The sequence below is a fragment of the Amycolatopsis sp. NPDC051102 genome, assembly GCF_040682815.1.
Classification (GTDB): domain Bacteria; phylum Actinomycetota; class Actinomycetes; order Mycobacteriales; family Pseudonocardiaceae; genus Amycolatopsis.
In genome coordinates this window covers 25,058-43,731 of sequence record NZ_JBFBBT010000002.1, presented here as the reverse complement: position 1 = coordinate 43,731, position 18,674 = coordinate 25,058, and the positions used below count along the sequence as shown (strand labels likewise).

Annotated in this window: 15 protein-coding genes; 10 read left to right on the top strand and 5 right to left on the bottom strand. The window is 72.3% G+C overall.

Annotation, left to right across the window (positions count from 1 at the left end; translation table 11 throughout):
• The first annotated feature begins 264 nt into the window (after window positions 1–264).
• The 9 genes from AB0M93_RS06220 to AB0M93_RS06180 all read left to right on the top strand — a co-directional run bounded on the left by AB0M93_RS06220 (window position 265) and on the right by AB0M93_RS06180 (window position 10,465).
• Window positions 265–1,134 (top strand): FAD binding domain-containing protein, encoded by an 870-nt coding sequence (locus AB0M93_RS06220; RefSeq protein ID WP_364268998.1) that lies wholly within the window; start codon window positions 265–267, stop codon window positions 1,132–1,134.
• Window positions 1,125–1,595, top strand: coding sequence for a (2Fe-2S)-binding protein (locus AB0M93_RS06215; RefSeq protein WP_364268996.1), 471 nt, complete (start codon window positions 1,125–1,127; stop codon window positions 1,593–1,595). Before AB0M93_RS06220 ends, AB0M93_RS06215 begins: the two co-directional genes overlap by 10 nt.
• A complete protein-coding gene (gene pucD / locus AB0M93_RS06210) occupies window positions 1,592–3,883 on the top strand; it encodes a xanthine dehydrogenase subunit D (protein ID WP_364268994.1) in 2,292 nt (763 codons plus the stop codon). Before AB0M93_RS06215 ends, pucD begins: the two co-directional genes overlap by 4 nt.
• Before the next feature lie 2 nt (window positions 3,884–3,885).
• Complete coding sequence (locus tag AB0M93_RS06205) at window positions 3,886–4,368, top strand: nucleoside deaminase (protein ID WP_364268992.1); 483 nt, start codon at window positions 3,886–3,888, stop codon at window positions 4,366–4,368.
• Window positions 4,369–4,478: 110 nt separating this feature from the next.
• Window positions 4,479–5,924: an NCS2 family permease gene (locus AB0M93_RS06200; RefSeq protein ID WP_364268990.1), complete on the top strand. Its 1,446-nt coding sequence runs from the start codon at window positions 4,479–4,481 to the stop codon at window positions 5,922–5,924.
• A 10-nt stretch (window positions 5,925–5,934) separates the two neighbouring features.
• Window positions 5,935–6,312: a gamma-glutamylcyclotransferase gene (locus tag AB0M93_RS06195; protein ID WP_364268988.1), complete on the top strand. Its 378-nt coding sequence runs from the start codon at window positions 5,935–5,937 to the stop codon at window positions 6,310–6,312.
• A complete protein-coding gene (locus tag AB0M93_RS06190) occupies window positions 6,309–7,400 on the top strand; it encodes a glycerate kinase (RefSeq protein ID WP_364268986.1) in 1,092 nt (363 codons plus the stop codon). The genes AB0M93_RS06195 and AB0M93_RS06190 overlap by 4 nt, the downstream gene beginning before the upstream one ends.
• 35 nt (window positions 7,401–7,435) lie before the next feature.
• Window positions 7,436–8,131, top strand: coding sequence for a TetR/AcrR family transcriptional regulator (locus tag AB0M93_RS06185; protein WP_364268984.1), 696 nt, complete (start codon window positions 7,436–7,438; stop codon window positions 8,129–8,131).
• 108 nt (window positions 8,132–8,239) lie between these two features.
• Window positions 8,240–10,465 carry a glycoside hydrolase family 15 protein gene (locus AB0M93_RS06180; RefSeq protein ID WP_364268982.1) on the top strand — a complete coding sequence of 742 codons (2,226 nt, stop codon included), beginning with the start codon at window positions 8,240–8,242 and terminating at the stop codon, window positions 10,463–10,465.
• Window position 10,466: 1 nt separating this feature from the next.
• Here AB0M93_RS06180 and AB0M93_RS06175 read toward each other — a convergent pair whose 3' ends face one another.
• Together AB0M93_RS06175 and AB0M93_RS06170 are read right to left on the bottom strand one after the other, a co-directional pair.
• Entirely contained in the window at window positions 10,467–11,336 is an 870-nt protein-coding gene (locus AB0M93_RS06175; protein WP_364268980.1) for a hypothetical protein, read from the bottom strand.
• A gap of 76 nt (window positions 11,337–11,412) precedes the next feature.
• On the bottom strand, window positions 11,413–12,414 hold the full coding sequence (locus AB0M93_RS06170) for an SPFH domain-containing protein (RefSeq protein ID WP_364268978.1): 1,002 nt from the start codon (window positions 12,412–12,414) through the stop codon (window positions 11,413–11,415).
• 76 nt (window positions 12,415–12,490) lie between these two features.
• Here AB0M93_RS06170 and AB0M93_RS06165 point away from each other — a divergent pair, with 76 nt between their 5' ends.
• Window positions 12,491–13,168 carry an NUDIX domain-containing protein gene (locus tag AB0M93_RS06165; RefSeq protein ID WP_364268977.1) on the top strand — a complete coding sequence of 226 codons (678 nt, stop codon included), beginning with the start codon at window positions 12,491–12,493 and terminating at the stop codon, window positions 13,166–13,168.
• Window positions 13,169–13,276: 108 nt separating this feature from the next.
• On the opposite strand, the gene AB0M93_RS06160 is transcribed toward AB0M93_RS06165, so the two are convergent.
• The 3 genes from AB0M93_RS06160 to AB0M93_RS06150 all read right to left on the bottom strand — a co-directional run bounded on the left by AB0M93_RS06160 (window position 13,277) and on the right by AB0M93_RS06150 (window position 18,660).
• Window positions 13,277–16,114, bottom strand: coding sequence for a glycoside hydrolase family 2 TIM barrel-domain containing protein (locus AB0M93_RS06160; RefSeq protein WP_364268975.1), 2,838 nt, complete (start codon window positions 16,112–16,114; stop codon window positions 13,277–13,279).
• A gap of 99 nt (window positions 16,115–16,213) precedes the next feature.
• Window positions 16,214–17,215 carry a LacI family DNA-binding transcriptional regulator gene (locus tag AB0M93_RS06155; RefSeq protein WP_364268973.1) on the bottom strand — a complete coding sequence of 334 codons (1,002 nt, stop codon included), beginning with the start codon at window positions 17,213–17,215 and terminating at the stop codon, window positions 16,214–16,216.
• A 53-nt stretch (window positions 17,216–17,268) separates the two neighbouring features.
• Window positions 17,269–18,660 carry an amino acid permease gene (locus AB0M93_RS06150; RefSeq protein WP_364268971.1) on the bottom strand — a complete coding sequence of 464 codons (1,392 nt, stop codon included), beginning with the start codon at window positions 18,658–18,660 and terminating at the stop codon, window positions 17,269–17,271.
• Between the last annotated feature and the right edge of the window lie 14 nt (window positions 18,661–18,674).

Here is an 18,674-nt window from a genome sequence, read left to right as displayed (position 1 = left end):
CCGCGTCACCAAGCGGCCCCCGTTTCCCTGGTGTGGATCGCCTTTTTACCCCGGGCAACACCACCCACCCCCACCCGGGTGACCACGGCCGCCGCACGAGACCCCCTCTCGTGCGGCGGCCGTTGCGTGGGCGGGTGAAGGCGGTTGTCGGAAAGTACAAACGCGGGCTCGAAATTCACCCGTCTTTCAGGGGTTTTGCCGTGGTCGCGGCCACACCCGAGCGTGTGTACTTCTTGCCGAAGCAGCCCCGAAAGGACGTCCACAGTGGAATTCCTCCGACCCGACTCGCTGGCCGGCGCGCTCGCCGCGAAGGCCGCGAACCCCGGTGCGGTCCCGATCGCCGGCGGCACGGACGTGATGGTCGAGCTCAACTTCGACCACCGCCGTCCGGACGCCCTGCTCGACCTCGGCCGCGTCGCCGAGCTGCACGAGCACGGCACCGACGGCGGCCGGATCCGGATCGGCGCCGCCGTGCCCTACACCCGGATCATCGGCGAGCTCGGCACGCGGCTGCCCGGCCTGGCGATGGCCGCGCGGACCGTCGGGTCCCCGCAGATCCGCAACCGCGGCACGGTGGGCGGCAACCTCGGCGCGGCGTCGCCCGCGGGTGACTCGCACCCGGCGCTGCTGGCCGCGGACGCCGAGGTCGAGATCGCGTCGGTCCGCGGCACCCGGGTCGTCGCGGCGAAGGACTTCTACACCGGGGTCAAGAAGAACGTCCTCGAACCGGACGAGCTGATCACCGCGGTGCTGATCGCCCCGGCCACCGGCCCGCAGCAGTTCAGCAAGATCGGCACCCGCAACGCCATGGTCATCGCGGTCGCCGCCTTCGGACTGGCCCTGCACCCGGAGGAGCGACGGGTCGGCACCGGCGTCGGCTCGGCCGCCCCGACGCCCCGCCGGGCGCCGGCCGCCGAGGAGTTCCTGGCCGGCGAGCTGGACTGGGACGCCCCGAAGGCGCTGAACGACTCGGTGAAACGCCGCTTCGGTGACCTGGTCGCGGCGGCTGCCGCGCCGATCGACGACGTGCGGGGGAGCGCGGCCTACCGGCGGCACGCTCTCGCTGTCATGGCGCGGCGGACGCTGACGTGGGCCTGGACCGAATACTGCGGAGGGAGCGCGAAGTGCGCGTGAACGTCACCGTCAACGGCGAACACCGCCGGGCGGACAACGTCTGGGAAGGCGAGAGCCTCCTCTACGTGCTGCGTGAGCGGCTCGGCCTGCCGGGCTCGAAGAACGCCTGTGAGCAGGGGGAATGCGGCTCGTGCACGGTCTACCTCGACGGCGTCCCGGCGTGTGCGTGTCTGGTCGCGGCCGGGCAGGCCGAGGGCCGCGAGGTCGTCACCGTCGAAGGGCTCGCGTCGGGCGACGCGCTCGACCCGGTGCAGGAGGCGTTCGTCGAGCGCGGTGCCGTCCAGTGCGGCTTCTGCACGCCGGGCCTGCTCGTGGCCGCGCACGACCTGATCGAGCGCGTCCCGGACCCGAGCGACGTCGAGATCCGCGAGGCGCTCGCCGGGAACCTCTGCCGGTGCACCGGCTACGAGAAGATCCTGGACGCCGTGCGCGACGCCGCCGCGAAGAAGGCCGTCCGATGAGCGCCCCGGCCCGGTCGCCGCAGCAGCTGCACGACACGATCGCCGGCGGTATCGGCGAAAGCCCGCTGCGCCCGGACGGCACGCTCAAGGTGCGCGGCGAGTTCGCCTACTCCTCGGACCTGTGGCACGAGGACATGCTGTGGGGCGCCACGCTGCGCAGCCCGCACCCGCACGCCCGGATCGTCCGCCTCGACGTCTCCCGGGCGCTGGCCCAGCCGGGTGTGCACGCCGTGCTGACCCACGAGGACGTACCCGGCGAGAACGTCTACGGCCTCAAGTTCCAGGACACCCCGGCGCTGGCCGACGGCCTGGTCCGCTACCAGGGTGAGCCGATCGCCATCCTGGCCGCCGACCACCCGGAGATCGCGCGGCAGGCGCTCAAGGAGATCGTCGTCGAGTACGACGTCCTCGAGCCGATCACCGACCCCGAGCGGGCGGCCCACGACGAGAGCCTGCCGAAGCTGCACCCGGGCGGGAACCTGGTGCGGCACCAGCGGATCGTCAAGGGCGACCCGGCCGCCACCGCGGACGTCGTCGTGTCCGGCGTCTACGAGATCGGCATGCAGGACCAGGCGTTCCTCGGCCCGGAGTCCGGGCTGGCGGTGCCGGCCGAGGACGGCGGTGTCGACCTCTACCTGGCCACCCAGTGGCTGCACGTCGACCAGCGGCAGACGGCGAAGGCGCTGGGGCTGCCGCTGGAGAAGGTCCGGCTGACGCTGTCCGGCGTCGGCGGGGCCTTCGGCGGCCGCGAAGACCTGTCCATGCAGATCCACTCTTGTATGCTCGCGCTGCGCACCGGCCGCCCGGTGAAGATGAGCTACAACCGCCTGGAGTCGTTCTTCGGGCACGTCCACCGCCACCCGGCGAAGATGTACTACGAGCACGGCGCCACCCGCGACGGCAAGCTCGTCTACGTCCGCGCCAAGCTGTACTTCGACGGCGGTGCCTACGCGTCCAAGACCCCGGTCGTGGTCGGCAACGGCACCACGCTCAGCGTCGGACCCTACGACGTCCCGAACGCCCACATCGAGGGCTGGGGTGTGTACACGAACAACCCGACCTGCGGCGCGATGCGCGGGCTCGGCGCGGTTCAGCCGACTTACGCTTACGAGTCCCAAATGGACAAACTGGCCGCCGCACTCGGCATGGACCCGGCGGAGCTGCGCATCCGCAACGCGCTCAGCGAAGGGTCCACTGTGGTCACCGGGCAGGTGGTCGACTTCCCGGCGCCGGTGGCCGAGCTGGTCCAGCGGGTCCGCGACCTGCCGCTGCCGCCCGAGCCCACCGGCTCACGGGACATCCGTGAGCTGCCCGGCGGCGCGTCCAACACGACTCACGGCGAGGGTGTGGTCCGGGGCGTCGGCTACGGCGTGACGATCAAGAACATCTCCTACGCCGAAGGTCTCGACGACTACTCGACCGCCCGCGTCCGCCTGGAGGTGCTCGGCGGCGAACCGGTGGCGATGGTCCACACCGCCGCCGCCGAGGTCGGGCAGGGGCTGGTGACGCTGCAGCAGCAGATCGCCCGCACCGAGCTGGGCGTGACGCGGGTGAGCGTGCACCCGGCCGACACGAGCGTCGGCGACGCCGGCTCCAGTTCGGCGTCACGCCAGACCTACGTCACCGGCGGGGCGGTGCGCAACGCCTGCCGCGCGGTCGCGGATACGGTATACAGCCGGCTCGGCGTCTCGGCCGAAGGCATGAGCCTCACCGGTGGCAAGGTCGTCGCGGCCGACGGCGAAGTCGTCGCGGACCTGGCCGAGCTGCTCGGCGACACCGCGATCGAGGAAACCCGCGAGTTCCACCACCGCCCGACCCACCCCCTGGACCCGGAGACCGGCCAGGGCGACGCCCACGTCCAGTACGGCTTCTCCGCCCACCGCGCGGTGGTCGACGTCGATGTCGAGCTCGGCCTGGTCAAGGTGGTCCAGCTCGATTGCGCCCAGGACGTCGGCAAGGCGATGAACCCCGACGCCGTCGTCGCGCAGATCCAGGGCGGCTCGGCCCAGGGCCTCGGCCTCGCCGTGATGGAGGAGATCCTGGTCCAGGACGGGAAGGTGCGGAACCCGTCGTTCACCGACTACCTCATCCCGACCATCCTCGACATGCCGCCGATGCGCGTCGACGTCCTCGAACGGCCCGACCCGCACGCGCCCTACGGCGTCCGCGGCGTCGGCGAACCGCCCACGATCTCGGCCACGCCGGCGATCGCCAACGCCATCCGCGCGGCCACCGGCCTCGAGCTGCCGCGCGTCCCGATCCGTCCCGAGCACATCACCGGAGCCTGAAGATGACCACGTCGATTTCCGTCGAGCAGGAATGGCTCGACGAGGCCGTCCGCATCGCGGAGACCAACGTCGCCAACGGCGGCGGCCCCTTCGGTGCGCTGATCGTGCGGGCCGGCGACATCGTGGCGACCGGCGTCAACCGCGTCACCGCGAACCTCGACCCGACCGCGCACGCCGAGGTGGTCGCGATCCGCGCGGCCTGCCAGGCGCTCGGCACGTTCAAGCTGGACGGCTGCGTGCTCGTCTCCAGCTGCGAGCCGTGCCCGATGTGCCTGTCCTCGGCGCTGTGGGCTCGCGTCGACCGAATTTTGTATACCGCCGACCGCGACGACGCCGCCAAGGCCGGCTTCGACGACCGCGCCTTCTACGAACTCTTCGACCGTCCTCGTGAGACGTGGACGGTTCCCGTGACGCAACTGTCCACAAAGGATGGCTTCGCCCCCTTCGCGGCCTGGCTCGACAAGGCCGACCGCACCGACTACTGACCCACAAGGCCAGCTGACCGGAGCACAACCGAATCGAACGTCCCGCTCGCCCAGGCACGGCGCTGTGCCTAGGCCTGGCCGAGCACCCCCCACCGGCAAGGGCAGGACGCATGACCCAGACCGAAGTCCCCACCCCAGTAGTCGACGCAGTACCCCGACAACGCCGCTCGATGCTCGAAAAGCTGTTCGAGCTCCGGACCCGGAAGACCACGATCGGCCGCGAAGTCCGCGGCGGTGTCACGACGTTCGTCGCGATGGCCTACATCGTGCTGCTCAACCCGCTCATCCTCGGCGCCTCCGCCGACATCACCGGCGCCCGCCTCTCGGCCGCGCAGGTGACCACGGCGACCGCGCTCGCCGCCGCCGTGATGACCGTCCTCATGGGACTCGTCGGCAACGCGCCCCTCGCGCTGGCCGCCGGGCTCGGCATCAACGGCATCGTCGCCTTCCAGATGGCGCCGTCGATGACCTGGCCCCAGGCGTTCGGGCTGGTCGTGCTCGAAGGCGTGTGCATCGTGCTGATGGCGGTCAGCGGCGTCCGCGAACGGATCATGAACGCCATCCCGCGGCCGCTCAAGATGGCGATCACCGTCGGGATCGGGCTCTACATCGCCCTGGTCGGCCTGGTCAGCGCCGGGTTCGTGACCCGGATGCCGGACTCGGCGCAGACCACGGTCCCGGTGCGGCTGGGGGCGAGCGGGCACCTGCACGGCTGGCCGATCGTCGTGTTCTGCTTCGGCCTGCTGCTGATGATCGTGCTGATGGCCCAGAAGGTCCCCGGTGCGGTGCTGATCAGCATCGGGGTGGCCACCGTGATCGCCGTCGTGCTGCACGAAGGGTTCGGTGTCGGCGGCTGGGGCCTCACGACCCCGGCCTTGCCCGACCACGTCGTCGCCGCTCCGGATTTCGGGTTGTTCGGCCACATCGACCTCTTCGGCGGCTTCGCCTCGGCGGGCGCGCTGGCGGCGACGGTCTTCCTGTTCACGCTGGTGCTGTCCGGCTTCTTCGACGCCATGGGCACCATCACCAGCGTCTCCGACGAAGCCGGGCTGTCGAAGAACGGCAAGGTGCCGCGGATGGGCCGGATCCTGCTGGTCGACGGCGCGGGCGCGATCGCCGGCGGGGTCACCGGCTCGTCGCCGAACACGGTGTTCCTCGAATCGGCGGCCGGCGTCGGCGAGGGGGCCCGGACCGGGCTCGCCAGCGTCGTCACCGGACTGCTGTTCGCCGGGACGCTGCTGTTCACGCCGCTGGCCGGGGTCGTCCCGGCGCAGGCGGCGGCACCTGCGCTGGTCGTCATCGGCGGCATGATGGTGGCCCAGTGCCGCACCATCCCGTGGAACGATCCCGACTACACGATCCCGGTGTTCCTCACCGCCGCGCTGATCCCGTTCACCTACTCGATCACCAACGGCGTCGGCGCCGGCCTGATCGCGTTCGTGCTGATCAAGATCGGCCGCGGCAAGTGGCGCGAGGCCGGCTGGCTGCTTTCGCTGCTGGCACTCGTCTTCGCCGTGTACTTCGCCATCGACGGTGTCGAAGCCCTCTTCCGATAAGGAGATTCCCGTGGCTCTGATGTTCTTCAACGGCGGCGCCATGCGCGGCGAGCCCCTGCACCACCTCCTGGACGGCTCGCCGTTCGTGGGCACCGCCCGGACCGCGGCGAAGTACCGCTTCTACGCGGTCGGTTCGCAATGCCCGGCGCTGTACCCGGTCTCGCACGGTGGTGCCGAGGTGACCGGCGAGGTCTACGACGTCTCCCTGGACGCCCTGCGGGACAGGGTGCTGCCGGCTGAGCCGCACGAGCTGGAGCTGGGCGTGGTGGAGCTGGCCGACGGCAGTTCGGCGTTCGCGATGCTGCTGCGCCGGCCCTACACCTCGCACGTCGCCCTGCGGGACATCACCGAGCTCGGGGACTGGCGGGCGTTCAAGGCGAGCGCGTGAAGGTCCTCGTCGCGCCGGACAAGTTCAAGGGGTCGCTGACCGCGGCCGAGGTGGCGTCGGCGGTGGCGGCCGGCCTCGCCGACGTCCACCCGGCGGCCACGGTGACGGCCCTGCCGGTGGCCGACGGCGGCGAGGGCACGGTCGACGCCGCCGTCTCCGCCGGTTTCCGCCGCGTGTCCGTCCCGGCCCGCGGGCCGACCGGGCAGCCGCTCACGGCGTCCTACGCGGTGCGGGGCCGGACCGCGGTGGTGGAACTGGCCGAGGCGTCCGGGCTGCACCGGCTCCCCGCCGGGCCGGAACCTCGCACCGCGTCGAGCGCAGGCATTGGGGACGTCATCGCGGCCGCAGTCCGGGCGGGGTGCCGCCGGATCGTGCTCGGCGTCGGCGGCAGCGCCTGCACCGACGGCGGCGCGGGCCTGCTGACCGCGCTCGGTGCCCGGCTGCTCGACGACGCCGGGCGCGAACTCCCGCCGGGCGGTGCGGCGCTTTCCGAACTCGCCTCACTGGACCTGTCCGGTCTGTCCTGGGTGGACATCGAACTGGCGTCCGATGTGGACAATCCACTGTACGGCCCGGACGGCGCCGCGGCCGTCTACGGTCCGCAGAAGGGAGCGTCCTCCGTGGACGTCGAGGTGCTCGACTCGGCGTTGCGGCACTGGGCGTCGATCGCCGGCCCGGAGTTCGCGGACCGGCCGGGTGCCGGCGCGGCCGGGGGAGTGGGCTTCGCCGCGATGGCGGTGCTGGGCGCCCGGATGCGGCCGGGCATCGAGCTGCTGCTGGACCTGCTCGGGTTCGGCGCGGCACTCGCCGGCGCCGACCTGGTCGTCACCGGCGAAGGTTCGCTCGATCGGCAGACGCTGTCGGGCAAGGCCCCGGCGGGGGTGGCCCGGGCCGCAGCGGCCGCGGGCGTGCCATGCGTCGCGGTTTCCGGACGGTGCCTGCTCTCGGCCGTCGAACTCGCCCAGGCGGGCATCGCCGCCGGGTACGCGCTGACGGACCTGGAGCCGGACCCGGCCCGCTGCATGGCCGAGGCTGCCCCCCTGCTGCGCCGGCTGGCCCGCCGCGTCGCCGCGGATCACCTCGGCTGAACGGGTGCTACCATAGTTTTGTTATCATCGGAACCATGGCGACGAAGACGGCGGCGGACACCCGTGAGCGGATCCTCCAGGCGGCGGCCACGCTGCTGGTGGCGGAGGGCCGCGACGGCCTGTCGACGCGCGCGGTGAGCGCCGCCGCCGGGGTCCAGCCGCCGGCGCTGTACCGGCTGTTCGGTGACAAGGACGGCCTGCTCGACGCGGTCGCCGCGTATGGCTTCGACGAGTACCTGTCGAGCAAGCGCGCGCTGGGCTCGACCGGCGACGCGGTGGAGGACCTCCGCCGCGGCTGGGATCTGCACATCGAGTTCGGCCTGTCCCGCCCGGAGTTCTACGTGCTCATGTACGGCGACGCGCGCCCGGGCCGCACGTCGCCCGCGGGCCGGGAAGCGGAGGCGATGCTGCGCGGCATCGTCGAGCGCGTCGCGGCGGCGGGCCGGCTCCGGGTGAGCGTCGACCGCGCGGCGCGGCTGGTGCACGCGACCGGCATGGGGGTGGTGCTGGCCCTCATCGCAACCCCGGCGGCAGAGCGCGACCCGGAGTTCTCGGCAACGGCGCGGGAGACGGTGCTGAGCCGCATCCTGACCGGAGGCAGTGAGCCGGCGGGTTCGGACCTGCCGGAGCGCGCGATCGCCCTGCGCGCCGGGCTCGACGGCGCCACCGTTCTCACTGTTGCCGAGCGTGTCCTGCTGGCGGAATGGCTGGACCGGATCGCCGACGCCTGAGGCCGGGCTGGATCGGTTCAGTCCGATCGGACATTGCTTGTCACCGACGAGTGGCTCAATATGTTGCGGCTCGCAACATATTGACGACAACGCCGTCGGAGGGTCCCGATGATCAGGTGGAAAGCAGTCCTGGCCTGCGCCGGAGCGGGGATTCTGCTCGCCGGGGCGGTGCCCGGCACAGCCTTGGCCAGCGGCACCGCGACCGACTGCTGCGGCGGTGGGGCCTCCTGGGCGACCGGCAACAAGTCCGCGCTCGGCACGTCGGCGACCACCGCCAGCCCGGTGTGGTTCACCGTCGCCAACGGCGTCACGTCCGAGGTCTTCTACCCGCGCGCCGATGTCCCGAACATGCAGGACATGCAGTTCGTCGTCACCGACGGCTCGAGCTTCGTCGACCTCGAACGCGACGCCACGAACCACGTCGTTTCCATGCCCGACGAGAAGGCGCTGCAGTACACCGTCACCAACACCGCCAAGAGCGGGAAGTACCGGATCACCACCGACTACGTCACCGACCCGGCTCGCGCGACCCTGCTCACCAACACCCGGTTCCAGTCGCTCGACGGCGGCAGCTACCGGCTCTACCTGCTGGCCAACCCGTCCATGGCCGGCGGTGGCGCGAACGACAACGCCTGGTGGGACGCTTCGGGCGCCCTGATGGCCAGCGGGACCGAGACGTTGTTCGGCGGCACGGCCACCACCGTCGTCTCCGCGCTGCGCGTGTCGACCGGCTTCGCCGCGCACGACAACGGCTACACCGGTGCGGCCAGCGACTGCCTGGTCGACCTGCGCGCCGACAAGGCCCTGAACAACCAGTTCGACAACGTCTCCGGTACCGGCAATGTCGTCCAATGTGGACAGATTCCGGTCGGCGGCGACACGACGTTCACCGTCGCGCTCGGCTACGGCGGCACCGCGACCGCCGCTTCCTCGGCCGCGAGCGCGTCGCTGACCAGCGGGTTCTCGGCCGTCGCGGCGTCCTACCGCAGCGGCTGGAACTCGTACGTGACCGGTCTGAAGCCCGCCCCGGCGAGCGTCTCCGGGGACACGCAACGACGTCGCGCCTACTACGTCGCGGCCATGGCCCTGAAGACCGCCGAAGACAAGCAGCACCCCGGCGCGAGCGTGGCCGGCCTGGCGACGCCGTGGGGTGACTTCACCAACGGCGACCACCTCAACGACGGCTACCACCGCGTCTGGGGCCGTGACCTCTACCAGCAGGCGACCGGTCTCCTGGCCGACGGCGACAGCGCGCAGGCCAAGCGGATGGCCCAGTTCCTGTGGAACGCACAGTGGATCGGCAGCCCCACGGCCGGCGACGGCACGACCTACCCGGCGGGCTCGTTCCCGCGCTACAGCCCGGTTTCCGGCGTGGCCGGCGCCAGCGCCCAGCAGCTCGGCTGCTGCGAACAGCTCGACCAGGACGCCGACGCGATCCTGCTGGCCTGGCTGACCGGCCTCACCGACGCCTCGACGTACGCCAAGGTCAAGACGACCGCGAACCACATCGTCTCGACCGGCCCGGACACCACCGAGCGGTGGGAGGAGCAGTACGGCAAGTCGCCGTCGTCGGTGGCCGCCGAGATCGCCGGGCTCGTCGCCGCGGGCGCCATCGCGCGGGCGAACGGCGACACGTCCAGCGCGTCGGGGTGGGAGTCCACAGCGGACTCCTGGCGCAACTCCCTGGCCGGCTGGACCGTCACGACGTCCGGCTACTGGGGCGGACACACCTACTACGAACGCCTCGACCGCGCCGGCAACCCGAACGACGGCGCGACGATCTGCTTCGACGAAGGCTGCTTCTACGAACACGACGTCACCGACTTCGGCTTCCTCGACCTGGTGCGGCTCGGCATCCGCCCGGCCGGCGACGCGACGATCGCGAACTCGGTGGCGCCGACGGCCGCCGCGTCGGACGGCAACTCGGCGGTGCAGGTGACGCTGCCGAACGGCGACGTCTACTTCCACCGCTACCCGCACGACAACTACGGCGAGAGCACGGCGAGCTGCAGCGGCTGGCCCGCCGGTGGCGCGCAGCGGTTCGGGCGGCTGTGGCCGGTGCTGTCGGGGGAGCGCGGCGAGTACGAGCTGGCCAACGGCCGCTCGGCGGCGGTGTACCTCAAGTCCATGGCGGACTCGGTCAACGACGGGTACTTCGTGCCCGAGCAGGTCTGGGACCGCGCCGACGTCGGTTGCTTCGGGCTGGGCCGGCCGACCGGCAGCGCGGGCCCGCTGATGTGGGCCGAGGGCCAGTACCTGCGGCTGGCGCAGAGCGTGGACGCGGGCCACAACCTCGACACGCCGTCGATCGTCCAGGCGCGGTACGGCACCTGATTCACCGGACCAGGCGGACGGTCTTCGCCGCCGGGGCGAAGACCGCCGTCTGGCCGCGGGTGAGGGCGACGCTGTCGGACTCGAGGCCGTCGCCGAACGCCACCAGGCGGTCGGATTCGACTTCGACGGTCAGCGGCGCCCGCGTCAGTTCTCCTTCGGTGCAGGTGGTCCCGGTGGCCGGCGACGGCCACGCCTCCCGGACGAACCAGACCAGCCGGGCCTCGCCGGGCGCGGGCAGGCGCAGCTCGCTGCGGCGTTCCCGCCAGACCGAGCCGCACCAGCCGGTGGCCCCGGTGCCGGTGCCGACGAGGATGCCCGAAGACGCCTGGCGTTCGGCGGTCCCGCCGCCGGCGCCCAGCCGGTAGCGGGCGGTCTGGTGCCCGGCGTGCCCGAGGTAGATCTCGTTGAGGGCGAGCAGCCGCTGGCCGTCGTCGGCGGTGAGCTCGGCCATGGTCCGGTGCTCGACGGTGCCGGTGGACCGCACGAGATCGGCGACGGCGTGCGCCGGGTGCCGGACGAGCACGCCGGGCGCACCGGGCGCGACCCCGATGACGGGCTGGCCGTCGAGGTACTTGGCGACGTTGGCGACGAGCCCGTCCTGCCCGACCACCACGACGACGTCCTCCGGCGTGAAGAGGAACCGGTCGAGGTCGGCCCGTTCGACCTCGCCCCGGCGCCAGTCGAGCGGAATAGCGGCACTGGCGGCGGCGAGCGCGGCGCGCAGGGCGGTGTCGGCGGCGGTCACCTCGGCGAGGTCACGGCCGCGGGTGCGGAGGAAGAACTCGGCCTGCCCGCGGGTGCCGTGGCGGGCGACGAGCTCGTCGAGCTCGGTACGGCGGTGCACGAGGACGACCCGCGGGGCGAGGCTCACGACCGGCCACCCGGGTGGCGGACGGCGAGGAGCTTCCCCCTCGCCGCGGCAGCTGGCCGCCACCCCGCGACGGCGCTCACGATCCCACCCCCAGCCGGGTCAGCAGCGGCGTGAGCAGGTCCGGGGTCAGCACCAGGTTGTCGATCTGCGGCAGATTTCCCGCCAGTTCCTTCAACGCCAGCCCCGTCAGCACGCCCTCCGGCAAGTCGCGATACGCCGCCAGCCGGGCGGCCTCGCCCGCTGCCTCCGCCTCGCCGAGTGCTCGCTTGCCGTCCGCCTCCACCTGGGTCAGCCGCTCCTTCCGCAGCGCCTGCGCCTCCGTCTCGATCCGGTTCGCCGCGGCCGCTTCTTCGGCCTGGCGGCGGGCGTTCGCGCCGCGCTGGGCGAGCAGCTGCTCCTCGCGGCGGGCCAGCTCGATCTGGTTCTGCAGCTCGTTTTCGCCGATCGCGCGTTCGCGTTCGACGGCGAGCGCGCGCCGCTCGAAGGTCGCTCGGTCGGCTTCCTGCTGCACCTTCTCCCGCGCCGTCGTCTGCAGCGCCTTCTCGACCTCCGGCTCGGCCCGGATCGCGACCACGCGGACGTCGATCACCGTCGAGCCGGTCTGCGCGAGCCGGGTGTCCTCTTCGGCCAGTCCCGCGCGGATCCGGTCGCGGACCGCGCGGACGCCGTCGACGAGCGCGGTCGCCAGCGGCGTGCGGGTCAGCACCTCGACCGCGTACTGCTGGGCGTTTTCCGTCAGCAGCCCGCTGATCTGCGCCAGCGGGTCGCTTCTCCAGCGTCCGGTGTCCGGGTCGATGGAGAAGTCGATGCGCTGCGCGGCCAGCGCCGGGTCCTCGATCCGGAACGTCAGTGCGAGCTGGACGGTCACGTCCTGGAAGTCGGCCGTGCGGGCGTGGAACAGCAGCGGCAGCTCGCGGTCGTCCACCGGCACCTCCGACACGACCGCCGTCAGCGGCCGGTACCAGAAGGACAGTCCGACGCCGTCGTGCGCGAGCTTGCCGCGGCGGTAGTGGCGGATGTGCACGGTCGGGGCGCCGCGCAGGTGCCGGAACCCGAACCGGCGGTCGATGTCAGCCATGGAGTCCTCCTCTTATCGTCGTGGTGACGATATGGGCGGAGTGGCTAATCGTCAAGCTGACGATTAGGGTGGTGGCATGGGTCACCCGCCGTTCGCCGTCACCGTCGACCTCGTCGTGCTCACCCTGACCGGGGACGAGCTGTGCGCACTGGTGGTGCGCCGCGGCGTCGAGCCGTACCTGGGGGAGTGGGCGCTGCCCGGCGGGTTCGTCCGGCCGGACGAGGACTTGGCGGACGCGGCGCGCCGGGAACTGGCCGAGGAGACCGGGCTGGCCCCGGGATCCGTCCACATCGAACAGCTCGCCGGCTACGGCGCTCCGGACCGCGACCCGCGCATGCGGGTGGTGACGGTGGCGTACCTGGCGCTGGCCCCGGACCTCCCGGTCCCGCGCGCGGGCACGGACGCGGCGGAGGCCCGCTGGGCGCCGGTGCGGGCGCTGTCGGCCGAGCGGCTGGCGTTCGACCACGACCGCATCCTCGCCGACGGCCTCGAGCGCGCCCGCGCCAAACTGGAGTACTCCCCGCTGGCGACGGCGTTCTGCCCGCCGGAGTTCACCGTCGCGGAGCTGCGCCGGGTGTACGAACTGGTCTGGGACACGCGGCTGGACCCGCGCAACTTCCACCGCAAGGTGACGGGAGCGGACGGGCTCCTCGAACCGACCGGCCGCACCACCACCCGCGACGGCGGCCGCCCGGCCCGGCTCTACCGGCGGGGCCGGGCCGAACTGCTGTACCCGCCGATGCTGCGCGGCTGAGCCGGGTGTCGTGAGGGGTAAGGCGGGTTAGAACACGCCTTACCCCTCACGAGCGCGCCTTGCCCGGCCCACCGCGCCCGGCCTGCCGCGCTCGGCCCGGCCGCCGCCTCACCGGGACGGCACCGCCCGGAACCACAACGTGAACTCCGTCTTCTGCGGCACCAGCCGGTACCGCGGCAGCACGCCGGGCCCGCACGACGCCGACCCGAGCCCGTGCTGTGCGACGTCCAGCGTCAGGTGCACCAGCTCGCCCGGCGCCAGGTCGTCGGTGTGCCGCGCCGCCTCCAGGTCCGCCGCCGTCCAGCGGCGGGCCGTGAAGTCGAAGACCGGGTCGCCGTCCACCTGGACGCCTTCGCCGTCCGGGGTCGTCAGCCGCGCCCAGCGGACCGCTGTGCGGTTGCCGTTCTCCTGCGGGAACACGTACGGCGTCTGCAGCCCGTCGATGCTGCGGGAAAACCGGCCGATCCGCGCCGCCTGGCGGCTGTCCGGGTACGCCTCGCCCGGGCCGCCGCCGAACCACTCGGCCGAGCCGAACGCCCCCGGGACCGCCATCGTCAGCCCGAGCCGGGGGAGCGTGCCGGGGAACTCGCCGTCCGGGGTCACCCCGACCCGCAGCCGCAGGCGGTCGCCGAACGCCGTCCAGGTGTAGTCGGCGAACAGCCCGAACGGCTGCGCCGGCGGCGCGACCCTGGTTCGTACCACCAGCTCTTCGCCGTCGGCGTCGACCGCGATCACCCGGTGCTGCATCCGGTGCAGCCCCGCCTCACGCCACTGGCCGGCGTCGGGAGGGCCGGCGAACGTGCCGCGGTCGTTGTCGGTCGTCGCACGCCAGACGTCGAGCCGTGGCCCGTGCACGACGTGCCCGCCGAGGGCCGACAGGATGCCCGTCGCGGCGTCGAACTCGCCGGCACCCAGCACCAGCCGCCCGCCGGTGCGGAACACCGGACCGCGCGGCGGCAGCGGCGCCGGGGCGGGGGCCGCCGACACCGCCAGCTGCCCCCAGCCGACGACGTGGCCGGCCGGCGCCCACGCGGTCGCCGAAGCCAGCACCGCGGACACCGTCAACCACGATTCGCCGCTGGTCGCGGGCAGTTCGGGTAGCGGCACCGAAACGCTCTGTCCGGAGTGGACGGACGGAACGTCGAGCACGCCTTGCGCGACAGTGATTCCTTCGTCCTCCAGCGTCCAGGAGAACGACAGGTGCCCGGTGTCCACGAAGTCGTAGTGGTTGCTCACCCGGATCCCGGCCGTGTCCGGCTCGATCCGGACCGGCTCGATGATCTTCGCGAACTCGGTCAGCGCCGGCGACGGCGTCCGGTCGGGGAAGAGCAGGCCGTCGATGACGAAGTTGCCGTCGTGGAGCGGCTCGCCGAAGTCCCCGCCGTAGGCGAAGTGCCCGTCGGCGGCGAGGCCGTGGTCGATCCACTCCCAGATGAACCCGCCCTGGCAGTTCGGGTACCGCTCGAACAGCGCGCGGTACTCCAGCAGGCCGCCCGGGCCGTTGCCCATCGCATGCCCGTACTCGCACAGCACGAACGGCAGGTCCCGGCGGCGCAGGTTGGTGTCCTCGCGCCGGCCGATCCGCTCGACCTCCTCGTGCGTGGCGTACATCCGGCTGTGGACGTCCACATAGGCGCATTCGTGGTCGCCTTCGTAGTGGACCGGCCGCGTCGGGTCGCGGTGGTGCACCCACTCCGCCATCCGCGCCAGGTTCTCGCCGGTGTGGCTTTCGTTGCCCAGGGACCAGAGGATGACGCTGGGCCGGTTCTTCTCCCGCTCCACCGTGCGCCGGATCCGGTCGAGGTACGCCTCGGCCCAGACCGGCTCGCCGCTGGGATTGCCGGCCCAGCCCAGCGGCTCGAAGCCATGCGTTTCCAGATCGCACTCGTCGATCACCCACAGGCCGTGGGTGTCGCACAGCTCGAGGAACGCCGGATCCGGCGGGTAGTGGCTGGTCCGGACGGCGTTGACGTGGTGGCGTTTCATCAGCAGCACGTCGGCCAGCGCGGTCTCCGGCGACACCGCGCGCCCGGTGCGCGGGTCGTGCTCGTGGCGGTTCACCCCGCGCAGGAGCAGCCGGCGGCCGTTGACCTTGAGCTGCCCGTCCTCGATGGACACCGTCCGGAACCCGATCCGCACGGGCACTCGCTCGGCGACGGTCGACAGTATCCCGTCGTAGAGCCGGGGCGTTTCGGCGCTCCACGGTTCGACCGGCAGCTCCAGCGGTTCCCCCGCCGGGTGCCCGGCGACGCCGAGCTCGGGGAGGTCCAGCACGACGTCCGGGCCGGTCTCGACGCGGACGGTGCCCAGGCCGGTCGTGTGGTCGTAATCGGCGCGGACCCAGTAGTCGCCGATGCCGCCGTCCGGGCGGGCGAGCAGGGTGACCGCGCGGAAGATCCCGGACAGCCACCACATGTCCTGGTCCTCGAGGTAGCTGGCGGCCGACCACTGGTGCACGCGCACCACGAGGACGTTCCCCGCCGGCCGCAGCAGCGGCCCGACTTCGAACTCCGACGGCAGCCTGCTGCCCTGCGTCACGCCGAGCTCGGTGCCGTTGAGCCAGATCCGGCCGCAGGAGTCGATCCCGTCGAAGCGCAGCACCGCGGAGCCGGCGGGCCAGTCCCCGGGCAGGTCGAACCGCAGCCGGTGGTCGCCGGTCGGGTTGTCCGACGGCACGTGCGGCGGGTCGACCGGGAACGGATAGCGCACGTTCGTGTAGGCCGGCCGGCCGTGGCCGTGCAGTTGCCACAGCGACGGCACCGGCAGCTCGTCCCACGCCGAATCGTCGAACCCCTCGGCTTCGATCCCCGCCGGCGCGGCCGCGAGGCTCGACGACAGCCGGAACCGCCAGGAGCCGTTCAACGACAGCGACGGCGCGTCGGACGTGAAAGCCGCGCGCGGCGGAAGCGAGCCCCGGCCCGGGCCGGGGTCTTCGAGGTACGACATGGGGTCCTTTCCGCGCTCGGCCGGTGTCCGTGAACGTTCCCGTGAACGTTCACGGAGCGCTCCGCAGTGTGCTTCGCGCTGGGACGGGGTGTCAAGGGATCAGGCGGATTCGCGCAGGTGGAGGCGGGCGCGGACGATCAGCTCACCGGGTTCGAGCGGCTCGGCACCGGTCACGAGCCGGGCCGCCTGCTCGACGGCCAGCGCGCCGACCGCGCGGGTGTCGACCGCGACGCTCGAGAGCTCCGGCTCGACCAGGGTGCCGAGCGCCAGCCCGTCGAACCCGATCACGGCGAGGTCGGCGGGCACCCGCAGGCCGAACCGGCGAGCCTCGCGCAGGGCGCCGATCGCCATCACGTCGTTGAACGCGAACAGGGCGGTGACGTCCGGGTGCGCGGTGAGCAGGGCAGCCAGCGCCGCGCCGCCGCCGTCGACGCTCTGGGCGCCGCCGGCGATCCAGCCGGGGTGCACGGAGACCCCGCACTCGGCGGCGGCCCGCAGGAACCACTGCCGTCGGACGCTCGGGGCAGGCCGCCCGTCGAGCATGCCGATCCGCCGGTGCCCGCGCGAGACCAGGTGGGCGACGGCCTCGCGGACGCCGTCCTCGCCGTCGATCCCGATGCCGCTGAACCGCGGGGTGCGCGGCTCCCGGCCGATCAGGACGACCGGGATGCCGGCGGTGAGCCGGTCGAGGTCCGCTTCGGACCGGCCGAAGTACCCGGCGACCGCGTCGACCTGGGCACCGATCACCCGCAGCGTGGCCAGCTCCTGCTCGGGGTCGTCGGTGGTGTCGTAGACGACGACGTGCCAGCCGCGGCTCCGGGCCGCCGCGAGGGCCCCGGAGGCGACTTCGGTGAAGAACGGGTTGAGCAGGTCGGGCACGACGAGCCCGATCGTGGTGGTGTCCGGCCGGACCAGGCCGCGGGCGAAGCGGCTCGGGCGGTACCCGAGCTCGCGGGCGGCGTCGAGGACGCGCTGCTTGGTCGAGCCGTCGATCTCGCCCTTGTCGTTCAGCGCCCGCGACACCGTCTGCCGGGAAACCCCGGCCGAGCGGGCGACGTCGTGGATCGTCACCCGCCGGGGTTCGGTGCTGCTCGAAGACACGCGTCGAGTATGCCCGGCCCGCCCCGGTCCGCTACCCGGGGCGGACCCGGGCGCTACCCGAGCGGGGCGCGTTCGCGGCGCTTCAGCACGAACCGCCAGCCCACGGCCAGGACCACCGCAAGCACTGGGATCGAGGAGAACGCGACCTTCTCCGCGCCGTCGGAAAAGCCCATCAGCACCACCACCAGTGCCAGGAAACCGAGCGTGGCCCACCCGCTGTAGGGCGCCCACGGCATCCGGTACGACGGGCGCTCGAGCTCGCCGCGCAACGCAGCCTGGCGCAGCCGCAGCTGGCAGAAGATCAGCGTCGCCCACGTGCTGATCACGCCGAGCGAGGCGATCGCGATGGCGATGTCGAACGCCTCCTTCGGCACCAGGTAGTTCAGCACCACGCCCAGGACGTAGGCCACCGACGTGAACAGGATGCCGCCGTAGGGCACCTGCCGGCGGCTCATCCGGCTGACGAACGACGGCGCCTCGCCCTTTTCGGCCAGCGAGCGCAGGATCCGGCCGGTCGAGTAGAGGCCGGAGTTGACGCTGGACAGCGCCGCGGTCAGGACCACCGCGTTCATCACGTCGCCGATGCCCGGGATGCCGAGCCGGCTGAACACGGTGACGAACGGGCTTTCGTCGCCGCTGTAGAACGGCCACGGCAGCAGCATCGCCAGCAACAGCACCGAGCCGACGTAGAACACGCCGATCCGCCAGACCACGCCGTTGATCGCCTTCGGCAGCACCTGGCGCGGGTTCTTCGTTTCGCCGGCCGCGATGCCGACGACCTCGATGGCCGAGTAGGCGAAGATGACCGCCTGCAGCGTCATCAGCGCGACGCCGATGCCCGCCGGGAACAGTCCACTGTGTCCGGTCAGGTTGTGCGCGCCGGCGGGCGTGCCGCCGATGTCCGCGCTCGTCAGCACCAGGCCGGCGCCGGTGACCAGGAAGACGAGGATGGCCAGCACCTTGACCACCGAGAACCAGAACTCCAGCTCGCCGAACACCTTGACCGACAGCAGGTTCACCATCAGCAGGACCCCGAGGGCGATCAGCGCGGTGATCCACTGCGGCACGTCCGGCAGCCACTTGTGGACGTAGATGGCGACCGCGGTGATCTCCGCGATCCCGGTCATCGCCCAGTTCACCCAGTACATCCAGCCGGAGGCGAACCCGGCCCACGGGCCGATGAACTTCCGCGCGTAGGTGACGAAGCTGCCGGAGCTGGGCTCGTGCAGGACGAGCTCGCCGAGCGCGCGCATCACGAAGTAGGCGGCGATTCCGCAGATCGCGTAGGAGAAGATCAGCGACGGGCCGACCTGGTGGAGCTTGCCGCCGGCGCCGAGGAACAGCCCGACACCGATCGCGCCGCCGATGGCGATCATCTGCACCTGGCGGTTGCCCAGTGCTTTCGAATAGCTTTCACCTTTTTCGGTGAGCAGCGAGGAATCCATGGTTGCCAGACGCT

Excerpts from the sequence above, each read along its gene's own strand:
- pucD (WP_364268994.1), top strand. The coding sequence starts at position 1,592 with ATGAGCGCCCCGGCCCGGTCGCCGCAGCAGCTGCACGACACGATCGCC.
- AB0M93_RS06205 (WP_364268992.1), top strand. The coding sequence starts at position 3,886 with ATGACCACGTCGATTTCCGTCGAGCAGGAATGGCTCGACGAGGCCGTC.
- AB0M93_RS06200 (WP_364268990.1), top strand. The coding sequence starts at position 4,479 with ATGACCCAGACCGAAGTCCCCACCCCAGTAGTCGACGCAGTACCCCGA.
- AB0M93_RS06185 (WP_364268984.1), top strand. The coding sequence starts at position 7,436 with ATGGCGACGAAGACGGCGGCGGACACCCGTGAGCGGATCCTCCAGGCG.
- AB0M93_RS06180 (WP_364268982.1), top strand. The coding sequence starts at position 8,240 with ATGATCAGGTGGAAAGCAGTCCTGGCCTGCGCCGGAGCGGGGATTCTG.
- AB0M93_RS06170 (WP_364268978.1), bottom strand. The coding sequence starts at position 12,414 with ATGGCTGACATCGACCGCCGGTTCGGGTTCCGGCACCTGCGCGGCGCC.
- AB0M93_RS06165 (WP_364268977.1), top strand. The coding sequence starts at position 12,491 with ATGGGTCACCCGCCGTTCGCCGTCACCGTCGACCTCGTCGTGCTCACC.
- AB0M93_RS06160 (WP_364268975.1), bottom strand. The coding sequence starts at position 16,114 with ATGTCGTACCTCGAAGACCCCGGCCCGGGCCGGGGCTCGCTTCCGCCG.
- AB0M93_RS06150 (WP_364268971.1), bottom strand. The coding sequence starts at position 18,660 with ATGGATTCCTCGCTGCTCACCGAAAAAGGTGAAAGCTATTCGAAAGCA.